Here is a 21,285-nt window from a genome sequence, read left to right as displayed (position 1 = left end):
CGCCTTGCGATCGACCGCACCAGACTCCCCCAGCTACCGCTGGGAGGTGCCCCCTGCTCGCGGCCGGGCGCCCCCTTTGACGACAGACCCTAGGGCCTGAGGGCGGAGCCGCCGTCCACCGTCACGGTGGTGATCGTCATATGGGCCGCCTGGTCGGAGGCCAGAAAGCCGATGACGGAGGCGATGTCCTCGGGTTCGGCCAGAGTGCCGCGTGGGATGCCCACCCGATGGCGTGCCGGGTCTCCGTGCAGCAGCGCCTGTCTCCGGCCGGGCAGATGTGCGTTGCTGCGGGACATCGGGGATTCGGTCGTGCCCGGCGCCACCACGACGGATCGCACACCGTGCTCCGCGAGTTCCAGTCCGGCGCAGTTGGTGAGGTACTGGGCCGCCGCCTTCGACGCCCCGTACAGCCCCTGGTCGTACTTGACGATCCCGGCGCTGTTCGACGCCACGGTGATGACGCAGCCGCGTCCGCGTCGCGCCATCCGCCGGCCCACCGCGCGGACGCAGTTGAAGGTACCCCGGACGTTGACGCCGAACACCCGCTCCCACTCGGCGTCCTCCTGCTCGGTCAGCGGGGCGGTGCGGCCGAGCACCCCGGCGGCGTTGACCAGGATGCCGATCGGGCCGAGCCGGTCCTCCACGTCCCGTACGGCCCGTTCCACATCGCCGGAGTCGGTGACGTCGAGGCGCACGGGATGTGCCGCGGGGCCCAGGTGGCCGGCCACGGTGCGCGCCCTGTCCTCGTCGATGTCGGCCACGGCCACGATCGCGCCCTCGGCGGCAAGTTGGCGGGCGGTGGCGGCGCCGATGGCTCCTGCCGCGCCGGTGACCAGGGCCGTGATCTCGGCTATGCCGGTCAGCCTCATGCTCCTCGCTCCGTTTCCCGGTCCGTCCCTCGCTCCGTTTCGCGGTCCGCCCCTCGCGCCGATTCCCGCCCCGTGCCCGGGAAGGACTCCGCGGCCAGCAGCTCGGCGTCGATCCGTTCCAGCACCCCGGAGAAGCGCTGGAGCTGGCTTTTGAGCAGCGCGGTCGTGCTCGGGTCGTTGGCGGAGATCTCGGTGGCGCACGCGGTGGCCTCGGCGCACGCCCGGCCCGGTGGTACCAGCCGCTGCAACAGCCCGAGCCGGTAGGCGTCCTGTGCCGTCACCCAGCGGGAGGTCAGAAGGAGATCCTTGGCGGCGCCCAGGCCGACCAGTCCGATGAGTTTGGCCGCCCCGATGGGGACGCCCATGCTGGAGCCCGGGAAGCGGTACACCGAGTCGTCGGCCCCCACCCGGATGTCGCAGGCGGCGGCCAGCTCCGCACCGGCGGCGACGCAGCGTCCCTCGATCGCGGCCACGGTCGCCTTGGGCGCGGCCGCCACCATGCGCTGCAACCGCGCGAAGGCCCGCAGCCGACCCGCGAGTCCCTCGTTCCCCAACTCCTCGCCGCGGTCGGCACCGACGCAGAAGTCCGGTCCGCTGCCGCTGAGGACGAGCACACGTACGGCGTCGTCGGCCAGCGTGTGTTCCACTGCCCGAAGCAACCGCACGGCCGCCTCAGTGCTCAGCGCGTTGCGGGCCTGTGGGCGGACGATCCGCAGCTGTGCCACTCCGGTGGCGCGGTCCCGTTCGACGTCGATCACCGGAGTGCCCACAGCTCGGCGAGGGCGCGGGCCACGGTCCGGTGGGTCCGGTCGTGCACCGCGACATTGGCCGCGCGGTCGGTACGCAGATGGATCATCGACACGCCAGGGGAGCCCACCTGCTCCTTCAGCGCGGCGCGCAGCTCTCCCTCGTCGGCGGCGCGGACGACACGCGCTCCGTAGGCCGCGGCGACGGTGGACACATCGGCGGCCTGCGGGGTGCCGAAGAGCAGCTCGAAGGTGTCCGCCGGGAGACGTGACGCCTGTGGCAGGAACGAGAAGATCCCACCGCCGTGATTGTCCACCACCACGAGCGTGCAGCTCACTTCCGATGACTCGGCGGCGCCCAGCAGCGCGCCGGCGTCGTGGAGGAAGGACAGATCGCCCAGCAGTACGGCCACCGGGCCCCGGCCCGCGGCCACGCCGAGCGCGGTGGCGATCGTGCCGTCGATTCCGTTGACGCCGCGGTTGGCGAGCACGGCGGGGGGACGGTGGCGCGTCGCGGCGAACCACTCCAGGTCCCGTATGGGCATCGAGGACCCGACCACCAGGGTCGCCTCGGAGGGCAGGGCGTCGAAGAGCGTACGGGCCACTCGTGGTTCGGTGAGTTCGCCTCGGCCGGCCAAGGCGGTGGCCACGGCCGCCTGCGCCGCGGCTTCGGCCGATGTCCACGTGGTGCGCCACTCCGGCCCGGCCAGGGGCTCCGCCACCGTCTCGGCCACGGCGCGGCACAGGGCCGTGGGATCGGTGCGCAGCACCGTGGCGGCCAGTCGGTCCGGGTCCCGCCACCGCCAGTCCGGGTCGACGAGCACATGCCGGACACCGGGCTGCCGCAGCCAGTCGGCCAGTGCCCGTGAGGTCCAGCGCTCCCCCAGGTGCACGACCACCTCGGGGCGCAGCCGGTCATGGGCGTGCGGGTCGCGCAGGATGGCGTCGGCCGCCGCCACGGTGGCGGGGCCCGGGGTACGTGCGCCGGAGCGCGGATCGGCCAGCACCGGCCAGCCCAGCGCCGTGGCGGCCTCGTGCACGGCGTCCGGATCACCCGCACCCGCGCCCACCACCAGGACACCCCGTCCTGGCCCGCCCGCGACGGCGGCCACATCGGCCGGAGTGGCGCCCAGGACGGGACGGCTGACGTGGTGCCAGGGCCGTCCGTCCGACCGACCGGGCGGCATGGGGCCGGGCCGTGCGACCAAGGGGTCGCGGAAGGCCAGGTTGAGGTGGACGGGGCCGGGGCCGGACGGTCCGGCCTCGGCCTCCGCCACGGAGCGGGCGGCCAGAGAGCGCCACATACCGTCCTGGCTCCGCTCGGGAACCGCCACGGCCATGGTCCAGCGCGCCGCGGATCCGTACAGGCCCGTCTGGTTCATGGTCTGCGGGGCGCCCACGCCCTGTAACTCCGGCGGGCGGTCGGCGGTGCACACCACCATCGGCACTCCCGCCAGATCGGCCTCGGCGACCGCCGGATGGAGCTCGGCCGAGGCCGTGCCGCTGGTGGTGACCACGACGGTGGCACGGCCGGTGGCACGGCTCAGCCCCAGGGCGAGGAAGCCCGCCGCGCGCTCGTCGAGGCGTATGTGCAGCCGCAGCCGCCCGTCCTCGGCGAGGGCGAGCGCGAGTGGGGTGGAGCGGGAGCCGGGCGCGATGACGGCCTCGCTCAGCCCCGCCCGGACCCATTCGTCGACGAGGGTGGCGGCGAAGGCCGCCTGGGCGCCTCCCTCGGTGTCGATGGCGGCCTGGGCGGCCCCTTCGGTGTCGATGGCCACCTCGGCAGCCCCTCCGGTGTCGATGGCCACCTCGGCGGCCCCTTCGGTGTCACCGGCCGCTCGAGGGTTCTCCTCGGTGCCGGTGGCAGTTGTGTGTCCGTCCATGGATTCACGGCCCGCCATCAGCGTGTCCAATCCTTCACCGCACCGATGCGCACCAGCGCCGCGCCGAGCTGGCCCAGCAGCCCTGAGCCGACACCGGAGAGCATGCGGTAGCCGCTGCGCTGTAACTCCTCGCCGCCCTTGTTCGACGGGGAGGAGCCGTCGAGCCAGCCGTCAGATGTCAGCCGGTCGCACAACACCTCCCACGCCTCCTGCGCCACCGCGCCCTCGCGATCGGCGGCGAAGCGGCCGCGCTCCACGCCCAGCGCCAGGGCCGCGGCGATACCGGCGGACCCGCAGGTCTCCGCGGCGGTGGCGGGCTCACCGAGGTAGCAGTCCCAGATGCCGGCGGCGTTGCGCCGGGAGAGCGCCAGCCGGGCGGCCCTCGCGGCCTCGTCCCACAGGTCGTCGGTGTCCGGCTGGTCGCCGAGCTCGGACAGGGTGCGCACCAGGCCGAGCAGATACCAGGCGTAGGCGCGGGCCCAGTTGCGGTAGATACGGCTGCCGTCGGGCAGCAGCCTCAGATAGAGGTCGTCATCCCATGTCAGCCGCCTGCGGCGGACCCGGAGCTGGCGGATGGCCGCCTCGCGTAACCGGGCGTCCCCGGTGGCCTGCGCGAGGACGGCCATGGGGTAGGCCACGGTGTAGCAGCCCTCGGCCGTGGTCGGGGCGTCCTTGACGCATCCATGGGGGTCGGTCCGGGCGTCCCAGGAGTCGATGGCCAGCCGGAGCGTGGGGTGCCGCGGGTCCCGCTTGGCGACCACCGCGAACGGGAGTGTGGCCTCGATCCCGTACACCCGGTCGTTCGCGGGGCGGCTGCGCGGATCCTCGTAGCGCAGCCGGATGCCGTGGACATAGACGGCGAGATGGTCTCGTAGCGCCGTCTCCGCACGGGTGTCGGCGGGGAAGGTGGTGTGCAGGTCGTACAGCGCGTCCAGCACACATCCCTCCATCCATCCGAAGGGCTGCACACTGGCGATGCTGGTGAGGTGGTGGTGGAGCGCGGCGGCCGGAGCCGACGGGTCCTCGGCGTCCAGCAGCAGCGCCGGGCGGCGCTCGACGGGGGCGTCCGGGCCGGAGAAGATCCACAACGGCTCGGTCGCCGGGTCGGATGCGAGCGTGAGCCGTACGCCCTCGTCCGCCACGGCCCGTACCGCGTCGCCGTCCAGCGGCAGGTCGTAGGGCTGGTGGCAGTCGGCGTAGCGGATGTCGAAGGAGCCGAGCGGCCGACCGGTACGTGCCGAGGCGGCCTCGACACGACGGACGTCCCGTACGTCGCAGGCGACGAAGAGCCGGAGCCGTCCCGGGGCGGCGGGTACCGCGGAGTGCCATTCCAGCACCGTGGGCGGGTGGCCGCCGGAGCCGGCGATGGGAGCGGTCGACCATGTCAGCGGTGTGCGCCGGTCCGGCGGGAAGGGAACGCTCGGCGCATCCACAGTGCTCGCGGGAACATGGTGTGCGATTGCCATGATGATCCCTCGCATGTTCAGGGCGCTATGAGCGCCGGCAGAATGGCGCCCAGCTTCGCACGGGTCTCGGCCAGTTCCTCTTTCGGGTCGGAATCCGCGACTATGCCGTTCCCGACGTACATGGTGGCGTTTTTGCCGTGAATCTCGGCGCAGCGAATGGTCACGCAGAGACAGCCGTCGCCCTTCGCGTCCACCCAGCCGAGCGCCCCTCCGTAAAGCCCTCTGTCCCATCCCTCCAGGCGCTCGATCACTTCGTACGCCTTGTCGCGGGGCCAGCCGCAGACCGCGGGGGTCGGATGGAGCATGGCCGCCAGTCGCAGAAACGAGGGATGGTCTGCCACGAGCTCGGCCCGGACCCGGGTCATCAGATGCTGGACGTTCGCCAGTTTGAGCATCTCGGGCCGCTCATTGGCCTCGATCCAGGTGGTGCTGGGCGCCAGGGCGTCCAGCACCGCCTCGCGCAGAACCCGGTGCTCCTCCTGGTTCTTACCGGACTCCTGGAGCCAGGCGGCGAGCCGCCGGTCGGACTCGGCGTCCCCGCCGCGGCGGATGGTGCCGGCCAGGGCGCGTGACTCCACCATCCGCCCGCGCTTGGCCAGCAACAGCTCCGGACTGGCTCCCACCAGGCCGAAGGCGGAGAACAGATAGGCGGAGGGGAAGGTGTGGGCCAGCCGCCGCAGCACCACGGACGGCTGGATGTCGGCGTCGCACTCCATCTGGATGCGCCGGGCGAGGACCGCCTTGCGCAGCTCGCCGCGGCGCACGGCGCGCGCCGCGTCGGCGACGCTGCCGCACCACTGCTCGGGCGATTCGCTGGGCCGCAGAGCGTAGGTGCCGGGTTCACCGCTCTTCGCGGACGGGCTCGGGACCGAGGCCAGGAGGCGACGGTGGTCGGCCGTCTCCTCCTGGCTGAGGCTCAGTGTCCGGGCGGGAACCGCGAGCCGGATGGGCTCATGGCGCTGAAACGGAAAGGCCACGAACCCGATTCCCCCGCCGGCCGCCAGCGCTTGGGCTATGTCCTTCTCGGAATCCACCAAATGGTATTTGACGGGCTCAATTCCGAGGAGTGTGCGGTCCGGTCCGGAAAAGAATAATCGGCGATTATCCAGACGATCGATCGCGTCATCGACCATTTCTTGCGAACGTGCCACCACGGAACGCCCCCGTCCGTTCTGGTAGAGATATGATCATTTACGTAAAGCGTTCCAACAGCCTCGCATTGACGGGTAAATGCGTCAAGATCCGACCAATGCAGGAGTCCACTTGATGGACACGTACGGGGCACCGCGCGTGAACGATCGCCCGCCGAGGGCGTCAGCGATCGTCACGCCGAGGTGGCCGTTGATCGCGGATTCACATCCAGGGCGTCGAAGATCCATATGGCGGCCTGCCGGTCGGGCGGTGACACTGAGGTCACGTCTGAAGACAGGTGGGCCATGGACACCATCGAGGAGACGATCGAGGTCGCGGTCCCGGTACGCACCGCCTACAACCAATGGACCCAGTTCAAGAGCTTTCCCCGGTTCATGTCCACGGTGAAGGAGGTCGAGCAGGTCAGGCCCGCGATCACCCACTGGGTCATCGGATGCGGCCCGGTGCGCCGCACCTTCCGGACGGAGATCGTGCGGCAGCACCCCGACTCCTGCGTGGCGTGGCAGAGCCTTCAGCGGCGCCCCGCCCACCGGGGTGAGGTCTCATTCCACCCCACGGCGGCGGACCGCACCCGGGTCACCGTGCGTATGGAGGTCCAGCGGCACCGAGCCGCGGCCCTCCTCACAGGCCCCTCCTCCGCCGTCATGCGCCGCGTGGTCCGCAACGAACTCGGGCGCTTCAAGGAGTTCATCGAGGGCCTGGGCCAGGAGAGCGGGGCCTGGCGGGGGTCCATCCACAACGGACATGTGAGGCCGACGGAGCCGGAACCGCCGAGAAGCCGGGTGGCCCGCTGGCCCGTGGGCTGACCCGCGTCCGAGAGAGCGAGGCACACCCGATGAAGAAGGCGCCGAGACACGAGCCGGAGGTGCGGCTCTCCGCCACGTCGCCCAGGAAATGGGCGGCGGGAGTGCCCGCGGTGACCCATGCGCTGGAGTACTCCCTGGAGGAGACCACGGCCCGGCGCACCGCGACCACACTGCTGACCATGAACCAGGTGGCCGGCATCGACTGTCCCGGCTGCGCCTGGGCCGACCCCGCCCCCGGCCACAGACACCGCAACGAATACTGCGAGAACGGCGCCAAGCACATCAACGACGAGGCGACGGCGCGGCGCGTCACCGCCGACTTCTTCCGCACCCATACGGTCTCCGAGCTCGGCCGCCGTTCCGACCTGTGGCTGAACCAGCAGGGCCGGCTCACCGAACCCATGGTCAAGCGACCGGACTCGGACCACTACGAGCCGATCAGCTGGCATGACGCCCTGGGCCTGCTCGCCGCGGAGTTGACGTCGCTGGACTCCCCCGACGAGGCGGTCTTCTACACCTCGGGCCGGGCCGGCAACGAGTCCGCCTTCGTCCTCCAGCTCTTCGCCAGGGCCTTCGGCACCAACAACCTGCCCGATTGCAGCAATATGTGCCATGAGTCCAGTGGCTTCGCGCTGCACGAGACCTTGGGCACGGGCAAGGGCACGGTGAGCCTGGACGATATGCACCAGGCCGACCTGATCTTCCTGGTGGGCCAGAACCCCGGAACCAACCATCCCAGGCAGCTCTCCGCGCTCGAGCAGGCGAAGATCAACGGCGGCCACATCATCGCGGTGAACACTCTGCCGGAAGCCGGGCTGCTGCGGTTCAAGAACCCGCAGCGGGTCCGCGGGGTGATCGGGCCCGGCACCCGCATCGCCGACCGATTCCTCCATATCCGCGGCGGTGGCGACCTCGCGCTGTTCCAGGCCCTGAACCGGCTGCTGCTGGAGGCGGAGGACGCACGGCCGGGCACCGTGCTCGACCACGACTTCATCCGCTCCAGCACCAGCGGCTTCGAGGAGTTCTCCCGGCACATCCGCACCATCTCCTGGGACGACGTCCTGACCGCCACCGGACTGACCCGACAGGAGATCGAGGAGGTCCGGGACGGCGTCCTGGGCAGCGAGCGCATCATCGTCTGCTGGGCCATGGGGGTGACACAGCACCGGCACGCCGTGCCCACCATCAGGGAGATCGTGAACTTCCTGATGCTGCGCGGAAACCTCGGCAGAGCCGGCACCGGCGCCTGCCCGGTGCGCGGGCACAGCAATGTGCAGGGCGACCGCACGATGGGCATCTGGGAGCAGATGCCGGACTCCTTCCTGGACGCGCTGCGGGACGAGTTCGGCTTCGATCCGCCGCGCGCCCACGGACTGGACTCGGTGAACGCGATCAGGGCCATGCGCGAGGGCCGTATCAGGGTCTTCCTCTCGCTCGCGGGCAACTTCGTCCGGGCCGCTCCGGACAGCGCGGTCACCGAGGAGGCCATGCGGCGATGCCGCCTCACCGCCCATATCTCCACCAAGCTGAACAGATCCCATCTGGTCTGCGGGCGGACCGCGCTCATCCTGCCGACCCTGGGCCGTACCGAACGGGACATCCAGGCCAGTGGCGAGCAGTTCATCACCGTGGAGAACTCGATGAGCGAGGTGCACACCTCCTACGGGCGCCTGAAACCGGCCTCCAATCTGCTGCTCAGCGAGGTCGCCATCCTGTGCCGGCTCGCACGCCACACCCTCGGCGGCAGGACCGGTATCCCCTGGGACCGGTTCGAGGCCGACTACGGGGCGATCCGCCACCACATCTCCCGGATCGTCCCGGGCTTCCACGACTTCAACCGGCGAGTGGCCCGCCCCGGTGGCATCAGACTGCCCAACCCGGTCAACGAGGGGGTCTTCGCCACTCCCGCCGGCAAGGGCCTGTTCACCCGCAACGCCTGGGACATGCCGCGCACCCCCGAGGGACATCTGCTGCTCCAGACCCTGCGCTCGCACGACCAGTGGAACACCATCCCGTACACGGACAACGATCGCTATCGGGGCATCCACGGACGGCGCAGGGTGGTTCTGGTCAATCCGGCGGACATGACCGAACTCGGGCTGAGCGAGGGACAGTTGGTCGACCTGGTGAGTGTGTGGACCGACGAGGTGGAGCGCCGCGCGGAGGACTTCGAGGTGGTCCCGTATCCCACCACACGCGGCTGCGCCGCCACGTACTACCCGGAGACCAACGTCCTGGTGCCGCTCGACAGCGTGGCCGAGATCAGCAACCAGCCGACGTCGAAGGGGATCGTAGTCCGCCTGGAGGCCCATGGCACCGCGGAACGTCACCGTTCCCGACCTTCACCGGAGGGCGGGTGAGCGAGCTTCGGCCCCTGGTTCTACGATCGGACACGACCAAGGCATCGGCGCACGACCAAGGCATCGGCGGAGACTGGCGGTTGCCCAGCCGCCCGCGTCCTGCCGCGAGGCAGGTGGGCCGCCGGTGGGACGAGGGACCGCGAGGATGTGACACATGAGTGATGGCCGGACGGCATCAAGTGTCTCGTCAGCAGTGGTCGGCCACGCTTCCCACGCCCGCGGAACGGACGGCGTACAGTGAGCGGCCGTCGAAGACGCCACCGCCACCACCAGGTGGCGTGCCGCTGAAACCCCGCCGACCAAGGGTTTCATGGAACGGTTTCCCGGATCCGGGAAACCGGGACCACACGGCCGGCTTCCGGCCAACCACGTGTCATGGGCACGAAAACCGTGCCTCGTACACCGAAACCGGCGCGAAGCGAGGGCGAAGAGCCAGGCGAGCGCCCTTCCCCGTTAACCGACGGGCTGTCTGATCGACCCCGGAACACGGCCTCCCCACAGGCCGGCACTCCCCCCACAGATGAAGGACTCAGCACCGACCATGACCGCGAACCCTCCCGGCCCGGCCAGGCCCGTCCCACCCCAGGAAACCGAGACCACCCTGCACTTCACGGGCCCGGCGACCTTCGGCCGCGTCCCGCGCCTGGACCAGGTCGACACGGCGGACATCGCCGTGGTCGGAGTGCCGTTCGACGCCGGTGTCTCCTACCGGCCGGGCGCGCGCTTCGGCGCGAACGCCATCCGCGAGGCATCGCGCCAGCTGCGCCCCTACAACCCGGCCCAGGACGCATACCCGTTCCACTACGTCCAGGTCGCGGACGCCGGGGACATCACCGCCAATCCGCACGACATCGACCAGGCGGTCCAGAGCGTCGAGGCGGGCACGGACGCCCTGCTGTCCACGGGCGCGCGGCTGATGACACTGGGCGGCGACCACACCATCGCGCTCCCGATCCTGCGCTCGGTGGCCCGTCGGCACGGCCCGGTGGCGCTGCTGCACTTCGACGCGCACCTGGACACCTGGGACACCCACTTCGGGGCCCAGTACACCCACGGAACACCCTTCCGCCGCGCGGCCGAGGAGGGCCTCCTCGACACCTCCGCGCTCTCACACGTCGGCACCCGCGGCTCGCTGTACTGCAAGGAGGACCTGGACGAGGACACCAAGCTGGGCTTCGGGATCGTCACCGCGGCCGATGTGATGCGGCGCGGGGTGGACGATGTGGTGCGGCAGCTCAAGGAGCGCATCGGCACCCGGCCGCTCTACATATCCGTGGACGTCGACGTCCTGGATCCCGCACACGCCCCCGGCACCGGCACCCCCGAGGCGGGCGGCCTCACCTCACGAGAACTGCTGGAGATCGTGCGCGGGCTCTCCGACTGCCATGTGGTCTCCGCCGATGTGGTCGAGGTCGCCCCGGCGTACGACCACGCCGAGATCACCTGTGTGGCCGCCTCGCATATCGCGTACGAACTGATCACCCTCATGTCCCGGCAGATCGTCTTCTTCCGCTGGGTGAAGGCACACGAACCGTCGTAACGCACCGCCCTCGCGTCGCACTTCCCGCTGATCAGCCCGCTTTGTGGCCACGGACCTGGGCACGGTCCGTGGCCCGGGGCAAGGGGACGGCGCCGCCCTTCCCGTACCGATCGGCGGGTGACCTTCGCGGCGCCGGCCCCACGGGCGTCAGGACGGCCACCGAGGCGTGGGAATCGAGGCCGGACGCACCAGACCGGTGCGCTTGACCCCGGCGAGAATCGGTGTCACCTCGAGGCCGGAGATATGCGGCAACGCCCCCACCGTGGCGGTCAGGAAGGTGTACAGCGCGCTCAGGTCGGTGGCGGCCACCGCCACCAGCAGACTGCTCGAGCCCGTGGTGGCGGCGGTGAAACGCACTTGCGGATGCCGGCTGAGGAGCTGCCCGGTCTCCTCCAGCGCCCCCGGATCCGCGGTGATCCACAGCAGCGCCTCGGCGTGCACGCCCAGCAGGGACAGATCCACTTCGGTGGCCAGCCGGACCACATGTCCCTCCACCAGAGCGTCCAGCCGGTGCCGTACGGACCGCGGGGTCCTGCCCGTGCGCCGGGCGAGCTCTCCATAGGTCATCCGGGAGTCCTCGACCAGCACATCGATCAGCGCCTCATCGTCCGGGAGCGGGGTGAAGGTACCGGCCGGGGCATCGACGCTCGGCCACAGCTGCCCGGACTCCTCCCGGCTCAGCACACCCGCGCTCCAGGCGAATCCCACGGGGAAGACTTTCAGCAGGTCGTAGGAGGTCCAGGACCGTACGGCGGCGGTCGCGGGCAGATCGTGCAACAGCAGCTTGTTACGTGCGTCGCGTCCGTTCACGAAGAGCACGACACAGATCTCGTCCCCTCCGCCCAGGATGTCGACCCAGATGGTGTCCGGGCGCCGTGCGAGACCGGTGGCGATCGTGGCGATCCGGTTGGGGCGGCAGCGGATGCGCAGCACCGTGGGGATGAGGTGGGGAAAGCGGGCGGGATTGCGCACGGCCGTCGCCCGCAGGGTGCGATCGTGGAACAGCGGGGCGGCACGCCGCACGACGGTGCGCTCCGAGACACCCAGCACCTCGGCGACCCGCCGCCAGGAGGCCCTGGGCGACGCCAGCAGAACGGCCGTGATCCGCCGGTCCGTGGCATCGAGGTCGTGGCGTACTTTCTGCATGAGAAGGCCCTCGGTGTTCCTCTTTCCCCGGCTCGAGTCTATCCACTGACCTGGATATGCCGGGTCTTCGCAGTCGTGGGGCCCGGTCCGCCCGGAGCCGGCCGACGCGGCTGATCACCGGCGTTTTCTGTCGCTATCCGTGGGATACGGGGCGCTATCGTCATGGCAGCGGACCGGCCGCCGCGCGAGGCTGTGGACAGCGCCCCGAAGGGCCCACTGCTACGGACACGGAGAGCGGACACATGACGACTGACCTTGAGATCGCGGCAGGTGTGAAGGTGCCGGCGACGGCACTGGCGCGCGAGGCGACGGAGCTGATCCGGGACACCACGGACGAGCTCATCTATCACCATTCGCGTCGCGTGTACTTCTTCGGCAGCCTCCAGGGCCGCGGGCGCGACCTGAGCTTCGATCCGGAGCTGCTGTACCTGGGGGCGATGTTCCACGACGTGGGCCTGAACGAGGAATTCCACGGCAGCGGCCGCCGTTTCGAGGTGGACAGCGCTTACGAGGCGAAGCGGTTCCTCCAGGCCCATGGTGTGCCCGAGGACAGCATCCGCCGGGTGTGGACGGCGATCGCCCTGCACACCACTCCCGGCGTGCCGGAGTTCATGGAACCGGAGGTGGCGCTGGTGACGGCCGGTGTCGAGTACGACGTGCTCGGCATCGGATACGAGGATCTCTCCGCCGAGGACCGGGAGGCGATCGTGGCGCTGCACCCGCGCCCCGACTTCAAGCGCAGGATTCTCCAGGCGTTCACCGATGGCGTCCGCCCCAAGCCGCGGACGACGTTCGGCAACGTCAAGGCGGATGTGCTGGAGCACTTCGTCCCCGGCTTCGAGCGGGGCGACTTCGTCCGGACGATCCTGGATTCCCGATGGGCGGAATAGCGCGGCGGGCATCCCGTGGCGGACACACCGTCGTGATCGTGGCGTTCGACGGGGTGCAGCTGCTGGATGTCACCGGCCCCGTGGAGGTCTTCACCACGGCCAACCACTACGGTGCCGACTACGACGTGCGGGTGGTCTCCCTCGCCGGTGACACCGTCACCACCTCCTCGGGGCTCGTGATCGGCGCCGATGGCACACCGGACGCGGTGCCGCCACGTCTGGGCACGCTGCTGGTCCCGGGAAAGCGGGACTGGCGCTCGGCGGTGGCCGACACCCATCTGATCGGGCAGGTGACCCGCCTGTCGACACGGGCGCAGCGCGTGGCGTCCGTATGCGCGGGAGCCTTCGTACTGGCCGAGGCCGGGATCCTGGACGGCCGCCGGGCCGCCACCCACTGGGAACTGGCGTCACAGCTGGCCACCGCCTACCCCCGGGTGCGGGTGGACGGCAACCCCGTATTCGTCCGGGACGGCCATGTGGCCACATCGGCCGGCATCACCGCCGGAATCGACCTTTCGCTGTCGCTGGTCGAGGAGGACTGGGGAGCGGACGTGGCGCGCAACGTGGCCAGACAGCTGGTGGTCTTCATGGCCCGTCCGGGCGGGCAGGCGCAGTTCAGCGCACGGCTGGCCCCGCGCCAGCCACGGCATCCGGCGGTGCGCCGGGTGATGGACCGCGTCACCGCGGACCCCGCGGGGTGCCACACACTGGCCACGCTGGCCGCCTCGGGCGGTGTGAGCGTCCGTCACCTGGAGCGGCTGTTCCGTACCGAGGTCGGCCTCACCCCCGGCCGCTATGTCGAATCCGTCCGGGTGGAGGCCGCGCAGGCACTTCTCGCGGACGGCACCGGCACGGTCGAGGAGGTGGCACAACAGGCCGGGTTCGGCTCCTCGGAGTCGCTGCGCCGGGTCTTCCAGCACACCCTCGGGGTCTCACCGACGGTCTACCGCGCCCGTTTCCGCAGCACCCTCGGCGCGCCGCACCTCACGGCGGGATAGGTGGCGGCGGCGCGGCCGGGCGGCCACCCGCTTCGGATACAGCGGAGAGACAGTGCCCCGTGGTCCGGGGAAACCGGCCACGGCCACCGCCCCACCTCGGCTAGGCCCCCTCGCGGGCCGTTCGTGCCGCCCGGGCCAGGTCCAGGTCGGTGGTCTCCGGCGCCAGGAACTGCGATACGACACCGCCGACCACCAGCACTCCGGCGCCGATCAGGAGCACGAACTCCGCCCCGTAGTGGTCGAGCCCCATCGGCAACAGGAACGTGCCGATCGCGGCGCCCACCCGGCTCATGGCCGTGGCGAACCCCACGCCCGTGGTGCGCAGCGACGTGGGGAACACCTCCAGTGGATACACCGAGGTCAGCGCGCTGGAGGCGGCGTTGAGGAAGATGAAGAACAGGAAGCCGATCACGATGACGGGGGTGGAGGACGGCCACACCGCCACCAGCGCCAGGCATACGGCCGTGATCCAGAACGGCGGGATCAGCAGCTTGCGGCGGCCGATCCGGTCCACGACGAGGCATCCCGCGGTGACACCGGCCACGGCGGTGAAGGAGTAGACGAGCAGCGCCGCGACGGCGTTGTCCCCCATGTTCAGGGCCTCGAAGACCTCGGTCCAGAAGGTGCCGATGGCGAAGTAGGGCAGTACGAGGGCGGCCCAGAAGACGCTGGCGAACACCGTGGAACGCAGATGCTGCTTGCTGAAGAGGGCGCGGAACCCGTCCTGCCGCACCTCGTCGCGGTCGTCGAGTTCCGCGGTGACATCCACCTCGATGCCGTACTTCGCGATCAGCGCTTCCGCCTCGTCCCGCCGCCCCCTGCTCAGCAGCCAGCGCGCGGACTCCGGGATGCCGCCGCGCAGGGCCACACACACCAGCGCGATCACCGCACTGCTCGCCAGGGACCAGCGCCAACCGCCGTCGACGGAGGTGAACATCGCCCCCACGACGGTGGCCAGGGCATACCCCAGGTACCAGCTGATCTCCAGGCTCGCCAGCAGCCGCCCACGGCCACGACGGCCCGCGTACTCCGACAGCAGCGGGGCGCCGATCGCGTACTCGCCGCCGATCGCCACACCCATCACCAGCCGGATGATGACGAGCTGTGTGCCGTCCGCGACGAAGAACTGGAGCACCGAGCCGACCAGGAAGATCATCATGTCGATGAGGAACACCGGGCGGCGTCCGAACCGGTCGGCCAGCCGTCCGAAGAGCGGTCCGCCGAGGAAGATGCCGATGAGCGGTGCGGCGCCGACCAGCCCCTGCGCCACGGAGGACAGATGGAGGTCGTCGGTGATGTCGCTCATCGCCAGCCCGATGCCGCCGATGATGTAGCCGTCGATTCCCTGGCCTATCTGGGTGGCCAGCTTCAGCTTGGTGTGCAGCCGCTTCCGTTCACGTTCGGTGGCGGGTGCGCCCGGCGGTGTGCTGGGCTCGTTGTGCTCGGTCACAGGCGTCGTTGCCATGTGCGGTTCCTTACTGGGAGGAGGAGGGGAACGCCGGAGTCAGTCGGTGGGCCAGTCGAGGGCGATGTACTGCGTCTCCAGGAACGCCTCGATGCCCTCGCGGCCGCCCTCCCGGCCCAGACCCGACTGCTTGACGCCGCCGAAGGGCGCCGCCGGGTCGGACAGCAGGCCCCGGTTGAGGCCGACCATGCCGGTTTCCAGGCGTTCGGCGATGCGCAGGGCCCGGCCCACGTCGCGCGAGTAGATGTAGGAGGCGAGGCCGTGCACCGTGTCATTGGCGCGGGCCACCAACTCGTCCTCGTCGGCGAAGGTGGCCAGGGGCGCCACCGGCCCGAAGACCTCCTCGTTCATGATCCGGGCGTCCTCGGGGACGTCCACCAGGACGGTGGCCGGGTGGTAGTGGCCGGGGCCTTCGGGCACCTCGCCCCGGGCGGCGACCTTCGCACCGCGTTCGATCGCGTCGTCGACCAGGGAGCGGATGGATTCCACAGCGGTGCGGTTGACCATGGGGCCGAGGGTGACGCCCTCCTCCAGACCCGCTCCGGCGCGTACCGCGGTCATGGCCGCCGCGAACTTCTCGGTGAACTCGGCGGCGACGGACCGATGGACGTAGAACCGGTTGGCGGCGATGCACACCTCGCCACCGCCCCGCATCTTGGCGTCCATCGCACCGCGCACCGCGGCGTCGACATCGGCGTCCTCGCAGACGATGAAGGGGGCGTTGCCGCCCAGTTCCATGGTCACGTTGACGACGTTCGACGCCGCCTGCTCCAGGAGTTTCCGGCCGGTGGCGGTGGAGCCGGTGAAGGAGAACTTGCGGACCCGCTCGTCGCGGAGCCAGGCGGAGACCACCTCGGGCGCGCGGTCGGTCGGCAGGACGTTCAGCAGCCCGTCGGGCAGGCCCGCCTCGCTCAGCAGGGCGGCGATCGCGAGGGCGGTGAGCGGGGTGTCCGGGGCCGGTTTGAGGAGCACCGGGCAGCCGGCGGCGAGCGCGGGGGCGATCTTCCGGGTGGCCATCGCGGCCGGGAAGTTCCACGGTGTGACGAAGGCGGTGACGCCCACCGGATGCCTGCGTACGACATGCCGGAAGCCGCCAGCCGGTGCGTCGCCGAACGAGGAGCCGATCCGTACCGCCTCCTCGGCGAACCAGCGGAAGAACTCCGCCGCGTAACCGACCTCGGCCACCGCGTCCCGGTACGCCTTGCCGTTTTCCAGGACGATCAGGCGGGCGAGCGTCTCGGTGTTCTCGCGCATCAGCGCGAACGCCGTGTGCAGGATCTCCGAGCGACGGCGTGGCGGTGTCGACCGCCATCCGGCGGCGGCCGCCCGGGCCGCGTCGACCGCCGCCATGGCGTCGCCCGGGCCCGCCGCGGACACCTCGCGGATCAACTCCGCGGTGGCCGGGTCGTGCACCGGAAACGTCCGTCCGTCCTCGGCCGCGCACCAGCGGCCGGCGATGAACACATCACCTTCGGCGAACGGCGCCTTGACGAGGGTTTCTATGCCGGGGAGGTTCATGAGCTGCTCTTTTCTCCGTTCCGAACGAGAGCTGGTTCGGTTCGCGGTGAATTTACGAGCACGTCATAGGGCCGACAAGGCCGCTTCTCGGATCGCAATGGTGGTTGCTGTCAGGGCAACTCACCGGGGGTTCAGGTGAGCCGTGCCCTGGGGGCCGGGGTGTGCCGCGGCTCCCAGCCCAGCAGCGCGGAGACGCGGGCCGCCGCCTTGGCCGTGGTGCGGCCCGCCTGGTCAAGCCGGTCGCCGAGCCGGGACTTGGGCGCCGAGATGTTGATCGCCGCCACAACACGTCCCCGGAAGTCGCGCACGGGTGCGGAGACCCCGACCAGACCTGCCTCGAACTCCTCGCTCACCCTCGCGTACCCCTGTCGCGAAGCCTGCTGGATCAGTGCCCACAGCTCCGGAATCGGCGGTGCCGAGGCGGTGCCGAAGCGGACGTACAGCTCATCGGGGGTGGCGTCGGCCAGCAGCACCCGCCCGGCCGAGGTCTGCCACGCGGGCACTCCGCGCCCCTCCCAGCCGTGGACGCGGAAGGAGTGTCCGGAGACCGAGAGCAGGGTGAGGACCTCGCGGTCGCTCAGGACGCACAGATGGCTGGTCTCCTCCACGTCCGACGAGAGCGCGTGCATCACCGGCTCCGCCATGCGCACCAGCCGGTTCTGCGAGGTGCGGGCGACGAGCGAGTAGAGCCGCCAGCCCAGGCGGTACTCCAGGGTGTCGGGGTCCCGTTCCACGATCCCCGAGGCGGCCAGGGCCTTGAGGGCCCGCGAGACCTGGGTCTTCTCCCGGCCCACCAGCTGCGCCAGGCGCACCACGCCGATCCCGCCGGCGTTCTGGGCCTCATCGGAGGCGAGCGCTTCCAGCAGGTCGATGTCACGCCGCAGCCCGTGGCCGCGCCGGGCGGCGGCGTCTTCGGGGCCGGAGGATGCGGCGGGCAGGTCCGCGCCGTGTGGATCGGCCGGGTCCTCGGGATCGTCGGCGCCGCGAGGGGGGAGGTTCATCACGCGCGCCATCCTAAAGGCGCCTTGGGGAACCCCCAGGTCAGCCGCTGAGTTGTCGCGAGAGCAACCGGCATTTCGATTCGCGCGGGCGCCTTGCGAGGGGGTGGTGGCGGATCTAGATTCGCCGCATCGGACCGGATGAACTGCGGTGAATGCGAGGTTCATCCCCTGGTCCGCCGATTCCCCGCTACCGGAGATCCAGGAGATCCCATGCCATCGCCTTTTGCCCCGACCGCCCTCATCGGCGAGTTCTTCGCCGGGGAGGGTGTCAACGCCGCGCACACCAACGTCGTGATCGGACGCAAGGGCGGACCCGTTGAGACGGCGTGGGCCACGGCGCTGGCCACGCCCAGCGCCGGACACGTCCCGTTCCTGACCATCGTGCGGCCCTCGGTGCCGGTGAAGCCGCTGACGCTGTTCGTGACGAAGGCCGCCGCGGAGGGTGAGCTGCATTCGCGCGCCACCTGGGGCTCCGCCCAGGCCGGTCTGGCGCAGGGCGTCACGGACGCGGTCAAGGACGGTCTGCTGCCCGCCGAGGAGGCCGACGATCTGCTGATCATCGCCGCGATCTGGGTGAACCCGGCGGTGGACGACCTGGACGTGTCCTTCCGCAACCAGCGCACCGCCGCGTACCAGGCGCTGCGGGCCGCGGTGAACGCCACCCCGACCGTGGCCGATGTCCTCGCGGCCGCCGAGGAAGGCCCGGCCAACCCGTTCTACACCGCCACCTCCGAGGTGCTCACCCGATGAAGATCACGGACATCACCCTGGACCGGCTGCGCCTGGAGCTGGATCCGCCGTTCCTGGCCGCCTGGGACCCCGAGCCGCGGCGCCACTTCGACGCGACGGTCGTCCGCGTCCACACCGACGAGGGGATCACCGGTATCGGCTCCGGTGATCTGATGGACGGCTTCGAGACCTATAAGCACCTGTTCGTCGGTGAGGACCCGCTCGACATCACCCGCCACGTCAGGGCCATCGAGACCGCCAACTTCCACGGCGCCCACTACTGGCCGCTGGAGGCGGCGCTGTGGGACATCATCGGCAAGGTCCACGGCCGCCCGGTGGCGGAGCTGTTCGGCAACGCGGCCAAGAGGCTGCCGGCCTACGCCTCCTGCGGTGAGCTCAAGTCGCCCGAGGAGCGCGTCGCCACCGCGCTGAAGGTGCGCGAGGCGGGCTTCCGGGCGATGAAGATACGCATCGACCGCGACCGGGTGGACGAGGGGATCGCCGCGGTCCGCGCCGTACGCGAGGAACTGGGCGCCGACTTCGAGATCATGGTGGACCTGAACCAGTCGTGGCGCATGGCGGGCGACACCGCGGCCGCCACCGACCTCGCCCGGACCCGCAGGACCGTCGCGCGCCTGGCCGAGCTGGACGTGTTCTGGGTCGAGGAGCCGCTGCCCTACTGCGATGTGGCGGGCTTCAAGCGTCTGCGGGCCGAGAACCCCGGGGTGCGCATCGCCGCCGGCGAGATGCACCACTCCCCCACCGAGCTGCTGCGCTACCTCGAAGCGGACGCCCTCGACATCTACCAGATGGACGTGGTGCTCGCGGTCGGCATGCACCGCGCCCGCACCCTGGCGGAAGTGGCACAGCTCAAGCACCGCCACTTCACCCCGCACAGCTGGACCAACGGCATCGGCGTACTCGCCAATCTGCATGTGTCGGCGGGGGTCGGCGGCGGCCCGTTCTTCGAGTTCCCCTACGACCCGCCGGGGTGGACCCCGGAGCGCCGGGACTTCATGCTCGCCGACCCGGTGCGGGTGAACGGCGACGGCGACCTCGAGGTACCCACGAGGCCGGGGCTCGGAATCGAGCTGGACGAAGACGCGATCGACCGGTGGAGGATCACATGACGCACGGCATCGACGCCCTGCTCTCCCGTTCACACGACCAGTGGCTGGCCGCGGCCGGGGCACTCACCTTCGAGACCCGGCCGTTCATCGACGGCCACTTCACCGACGCCCTCTCGGGCGACACCTTCACCAGCGTGTCGCCGCGCGACGGTGCGGTGCTCGCCAAGGTGCAGGCGGCCGGCGCGGAGGACGTGGACCGTGCCGTGCGCGGCGCGCGCGACGCCTTCGAGGACGGACGCTGGCGCGACCTCCCGCCCAAGGAGCGCAAGCGTGTCCTGCTGCGCTGGGCCGATCTGATCCGGGCGAACGCCGAGGAGTTGGCCCTCCTCGACACCCTGGAGATGGGCAAGCCCATCACCGAGTCGGTGCGGATCGACGTGGACAAGGCCGCCGAGACCATCGCCTGGTACGCCGAGGCCATCGACAAGACCTACGACGAGGTGGCACCGACCCCCAAGGACGCGCTGGCCCTGATCACCCGGGAGCCGCTGGGTGTCATCGGCGCGGTCATCCCGTGGAACTACGCGCTGCTGATCGCCAGTTGGAAGCTGGGCCCGGCGCTGGCCACCGGCAACAGCGTCGTGCTCAAACCCGCCGAGCAGACCTCCCTGGCCGCCCTGCGGCTGGCCGCGCTCGCCACCGAGGCGGGACTGCCCGACGGGGTGTTCAACGTCGTACCCGGACGTGGCGAGGTCGCCGGTCAGGCCCTGGGCCGCCACCCGGAGGTCGACAAGATCGCCTTCACGGGCTCGGTGAAGGTGGCCCGGCTCTTCCAGGTGTACGCGGGCGAGTCCAACGGCAAGCAGGTGGCGGTCGAGGCGGGTGGCAAGTCACCCCAGCTCGTGCTGCCCGACGCCGATATCGAGGCCGCCGCGTCTGCCGTGGCCTGGGGCATCTTCTACAACGCCGGGCAGACCTGCAACGCCGGTTCCCGCGTCGTAGTCCACGCCTCCGTCAAGGACCGGCTCCTGGACGCCCTGCGCCGGATCACCGCGGAGACCTTCCGGGTGGGCGACCCGCTCGACCCGGCCACCGTCATGGGCCCCCTGGTCGACGAGAACCAGCTGACCACGGTCCTCGCCTATGTCGAACGTGGTGTGGAGGACGGGGCGAGGGTGGCGTTCGGCGGTGGCCGCGCCCTCGGCGAGACGGGCGGCAGCTATGTCGAGCCGACCGTCCTGGACGGGGTGGTGAACACCTCCGCCGTGGCCCAGCAGGAGATCTTCGGCCCGGTGCTGGCCATCGTGTCCTACGACGGCGACGCCGACGAGGGGATACGGCTGGCCAACGAGACCGACTACGGGCTCGTCGCCTCCGTCTGGACACGCGATGTGACCGCCGCCCACCGCGCCGCCAAGCGGCTGCGGGCCGGGACGGTCTGGATCAACACCTTCGACGCCAGTGATGTCATCACCCCCTTCGGTGGCTTCAAGGCCACCGGCGCGGGCCGTGACAAGTCCCTGCACGCTCTGGACGCGTACACCGCGCTGAAGACCACCTGGATCAACCTGGCCTGAACCGGACCCGGTTCATGGACCCGCCCGTACCCCTCCCTCCTTTTCTCTTCTCATCACTGCGAGGACAAC

General features: G+C 70.6%; 17 protein-coding genes. 8 read left to right on the top strand and 9 right to left on the bottom strand.

Features of this window, described 5'->3' with window-relative positions:
* Positions 1-89: 89 nt before the first annotated feature.
* Genes AB0E24_RS43455 through AB0E24_RS43435 form a run of 5 tightly spaced genes read right to left on the bottom strand, consistent with a single transcriptional unit; the run spans position 90 to position 5,941 of the window.
* Entirely contained in the window at positions 90-869 is a 780-nt protein-coding gene (locus tag AB0E24_RS43455; RefSeq protein WP_359385375.1) for an SDR family oxidoreductase, read from the bottom strand.
* Complete coding sequence (locus AB0E24_RS43450; protein ID WP_359385373.1) at positions 866-1,627, bottom strand: enoyl-CoA hydratase/isomerase family protein; 762 nt, start codon at positions 1,625-1,627, stop codon at positions 866-868. Before AB0E24_RS43450 ends, AB0E24_RS43455 begins: the two co-directional genes overlap by 4 nt.
* Entirely contained in the window at positions 1,624-3,516 is a 1,893-nt protein-coding gene (gene menD / locus AB0E24_RS43445; RefSeq protein WP_347234996.1) for a 2-succinyl-5-enolpyruvyl-6-hydroxy-3-cyclohexene-1-carboxylic-acid synthase, read from the bottom strand. The genes AB0E24_RS43450 and menD overlap by 4 nt, the downstream gene beginning before the upstream one ends.
* Positions 3,516-4,964: a glycoside hydrolase family 88 protein gene (locus AB0E24_RS43440; protein WP_232636958.1), complete on the bottom strand. Its 1,449-nt coding sequence runs from the start codon at positions 4,962-4,964 to the stop codon at positions 3,516-3,518. Before AB0E24_RS43440 ends, menD begins: the two co-directional genes overlap by 1 nt.
* Positions 4,965-4,981: 17 nt before the next feature.
* Positions 4,982-5,941, bottom strand: a complete 960-nt coding sequence (locus AB0E24_RS43435) for an isochorismate synthase (protein WP_232636957.1) — start codon at positions 5,939-5,941, stop codon at positions 4,982-4,984.
* Positions 5,942-6,400: 459 nt separating this feature from the next.
* Here AB0E24_RS43435 and AB0E24_RS43430 point away from each other — a divergent pair, with 459 nt between their 5' ends.
* From AB0E24_RS43430 to speB, 3 genes are all read left to right on the top strand, one after another.
* Positions 6,401-6,922: an SRPBCC family protein gene (locus tag AB0E24_RS43430; RefSeq protein WP_093702779.1), complete on the top strand. Its 522-nt coding sequence runs from the start codon at positions 6,401-6,403 to the stop codon at positions 6,920-6,922.
* A gap of 29 nt (positions 6,923-6,951) precedes the next feature.
* Positions 6,952-9,282: an FdhF/YdeP family oxidoreductase gene (locus AB0E24_RS43425; protein WP_174885799.1), complete on the top strand. Its 2,331-nt coding sequence runs from the start codon at positions 6,952-6,954 to the stop codon at positions 9,280-9,282.
* A gap of 541 nt (positions 9,283-9,823) precedes the next feature.
* Positions 9,824-10,822 carry an agmatinase gene (gene speB, locus AB0E24_RS43420; RefSeq protein ID WP_069871683.1) on the top strand — a complete coding sequence of 333 codons (999 nt, stop codon included), beginning with the start codon at positions 9,824-9,826 and terminating at the stop codon, positions 10,820-10,822.
* Between the two features lie 147 nt (positions 10,823-10,969).
* Here speB and AB0E24_RS43415 read toward each other — a convergent pair whose 3' ends face one another.
* A complete protein-coding gene (locus AB0E24_RS43415; protein WP_359385368.1) occupies positions 10,970-11,968 on the bottom strand; it encodes an Lrp/AsnC family transcriptional regulator in 999 nt (332 codons plus the stop codon).
* Between the two features lie 242 nt (positions 11,969-12,210).
* Between AB0E24_RS43415 and AB0E24_RS43410 the strand changes: the two genes are divergently transcribed.
* Together AB0E24_RS43410 and AB0E24_RS43405 are read left to right on the top strand one after the other, a co-directional pair.
* Complete coding sequence (locus AB0E24_RS43410) at positions 12,211-12,858, top strand: HD domain-containing protein (protein WP_093699750.1); 648 nt, start codon at positions 12,211-12,213, stop codon at positions 12,856-12,858.
* Between the two features lie 32 nt (positions 12,859-12,890).
* Positions 12,891-13,856 (top strand): GlxA family transcriptional regulator, encoded by a 966-nt coding sequence (locus AB0E24_RS43405; RefSeq protein WP_251772556.1) that lies wholly within the window; start codon positions 12,891-12,893, stop codon positions 13,854-13,856.
* A 100-nt stretch (positions 13,857-13,956) separates the two neighbouring features.
* Here the strand turns inward: AB0E24_RS43405 and AB0E24_RS43400 are convergent, their stop codons facing one another.
* From AB0E24_RS43400 to AB0E24_RS43390, 3 genes are all read right to left on the bottom strand, one after another.
* Positions 13,957-15,321, bottom strand: coding sequence for an MFS transporter (locus AB0E24_RS43400; RefSeq protein WP_079153637.1), 1,365 nt, complete (start codon positions 15,319-15,321; stop codon positions 13,957-13,959).
* Positions 15,322-15,360: 39 nt separating this feature from the next.
* On the bottom strand, positions 15,361-16,839 hold the full coding sequence (locus AB0E24_RS43395; protein ID WP_099016148.1) for an NAD-dependent succinate-semialdehyde dehydrogenase: 1,479 nt from the start codon (positions 16,837-16,839) through the stop codon (positions 15,361-15,363).
* Positions 16,840-16,970: 131 nt separating this feature from the next.
* On the bottom strand, positions 16,971-17,840 hold the full coding sequence (locus tag AB0E24_RS43390) for an IclR family transcriptional regulator (protein ID WP_359385365.1): 870 nt from the start codon (positions 17,838-17,840) through the stop codon (positions 16,971-16,973).
* 210 nt (positions 17,841-18,050) lie between these two features.
* Here AB0E24_RS43390 and fae point away from each other — a divergent pair, with 210 nt between their 5' ends.
* Genes fae through AB0E24_RS43375 form a run of 3 tightly spaced genes read left to right on the top strand, consistent with a single transcriptional unit; the run spans position 18,051 to position 21,216 of the window.
* Positions 18,051-18,590 carry a formaldehyde-activating enzyme gene (fae, locus tag AB0E24_RS43385; protein ID WP_093699747.1) on the top strand — a complete coding sequence of 180 codons (540 nt, stop codon included), beginning with the start codon at positions 18,051-18,053 and terminating at the stop codon, positions 18,588-18,590.
* Positions 18,587-19,699 carry a mandelate racemase/muconate lactonizing enzyme family protein gene (locus tag AB0E24_RS43380; protein ID WP_069871667.1) on the top strand — a complete coding sequence of 371 codons (1,113 nt, stop codon included), beginning with the start codon at positions 18,587-18,589 and terminating at the stop codon, positions 19,697-19,699. Before fae ends, AB0E24_RS43380 begins: the two co-directional genes overlap by 4 nt.
* Positions 19,696-21,216 carry an aldehyde dehydrogenase gene (locus tag AB0E24_RS43375; protein ID WP_069871665.1) on the top strand — a complete coding sequence of 507 codons (1,521 nt, stop codon included), beginning with the start codon at positions 19,696-19,698 and terminating at the stop codon, positions 21,214-21,216. Before AB0E24_RS43380 ends, AB0E24_RS43375 begins: the two co-directional genes overlap by 4 nt.
* Positions 21,217-21,285 lie beyond the last annotated feature (69 nt).

The organism is Streptomyces malaysiensis subsp. malaysiensis (assembly GCF_040653035.1).
Classification (GTDB): Bacteria; Actinomycetota; Actinomycetes; order Streptomycetales; family Streptomycetaceae; genus Streptomyces; species Streptomyces malaysiensis.
The sequence above is the reverse complement of the archived record's forward strand: the minus strand, read 5'-3'. Positions and strand labels throughout refer to the sequence as shown.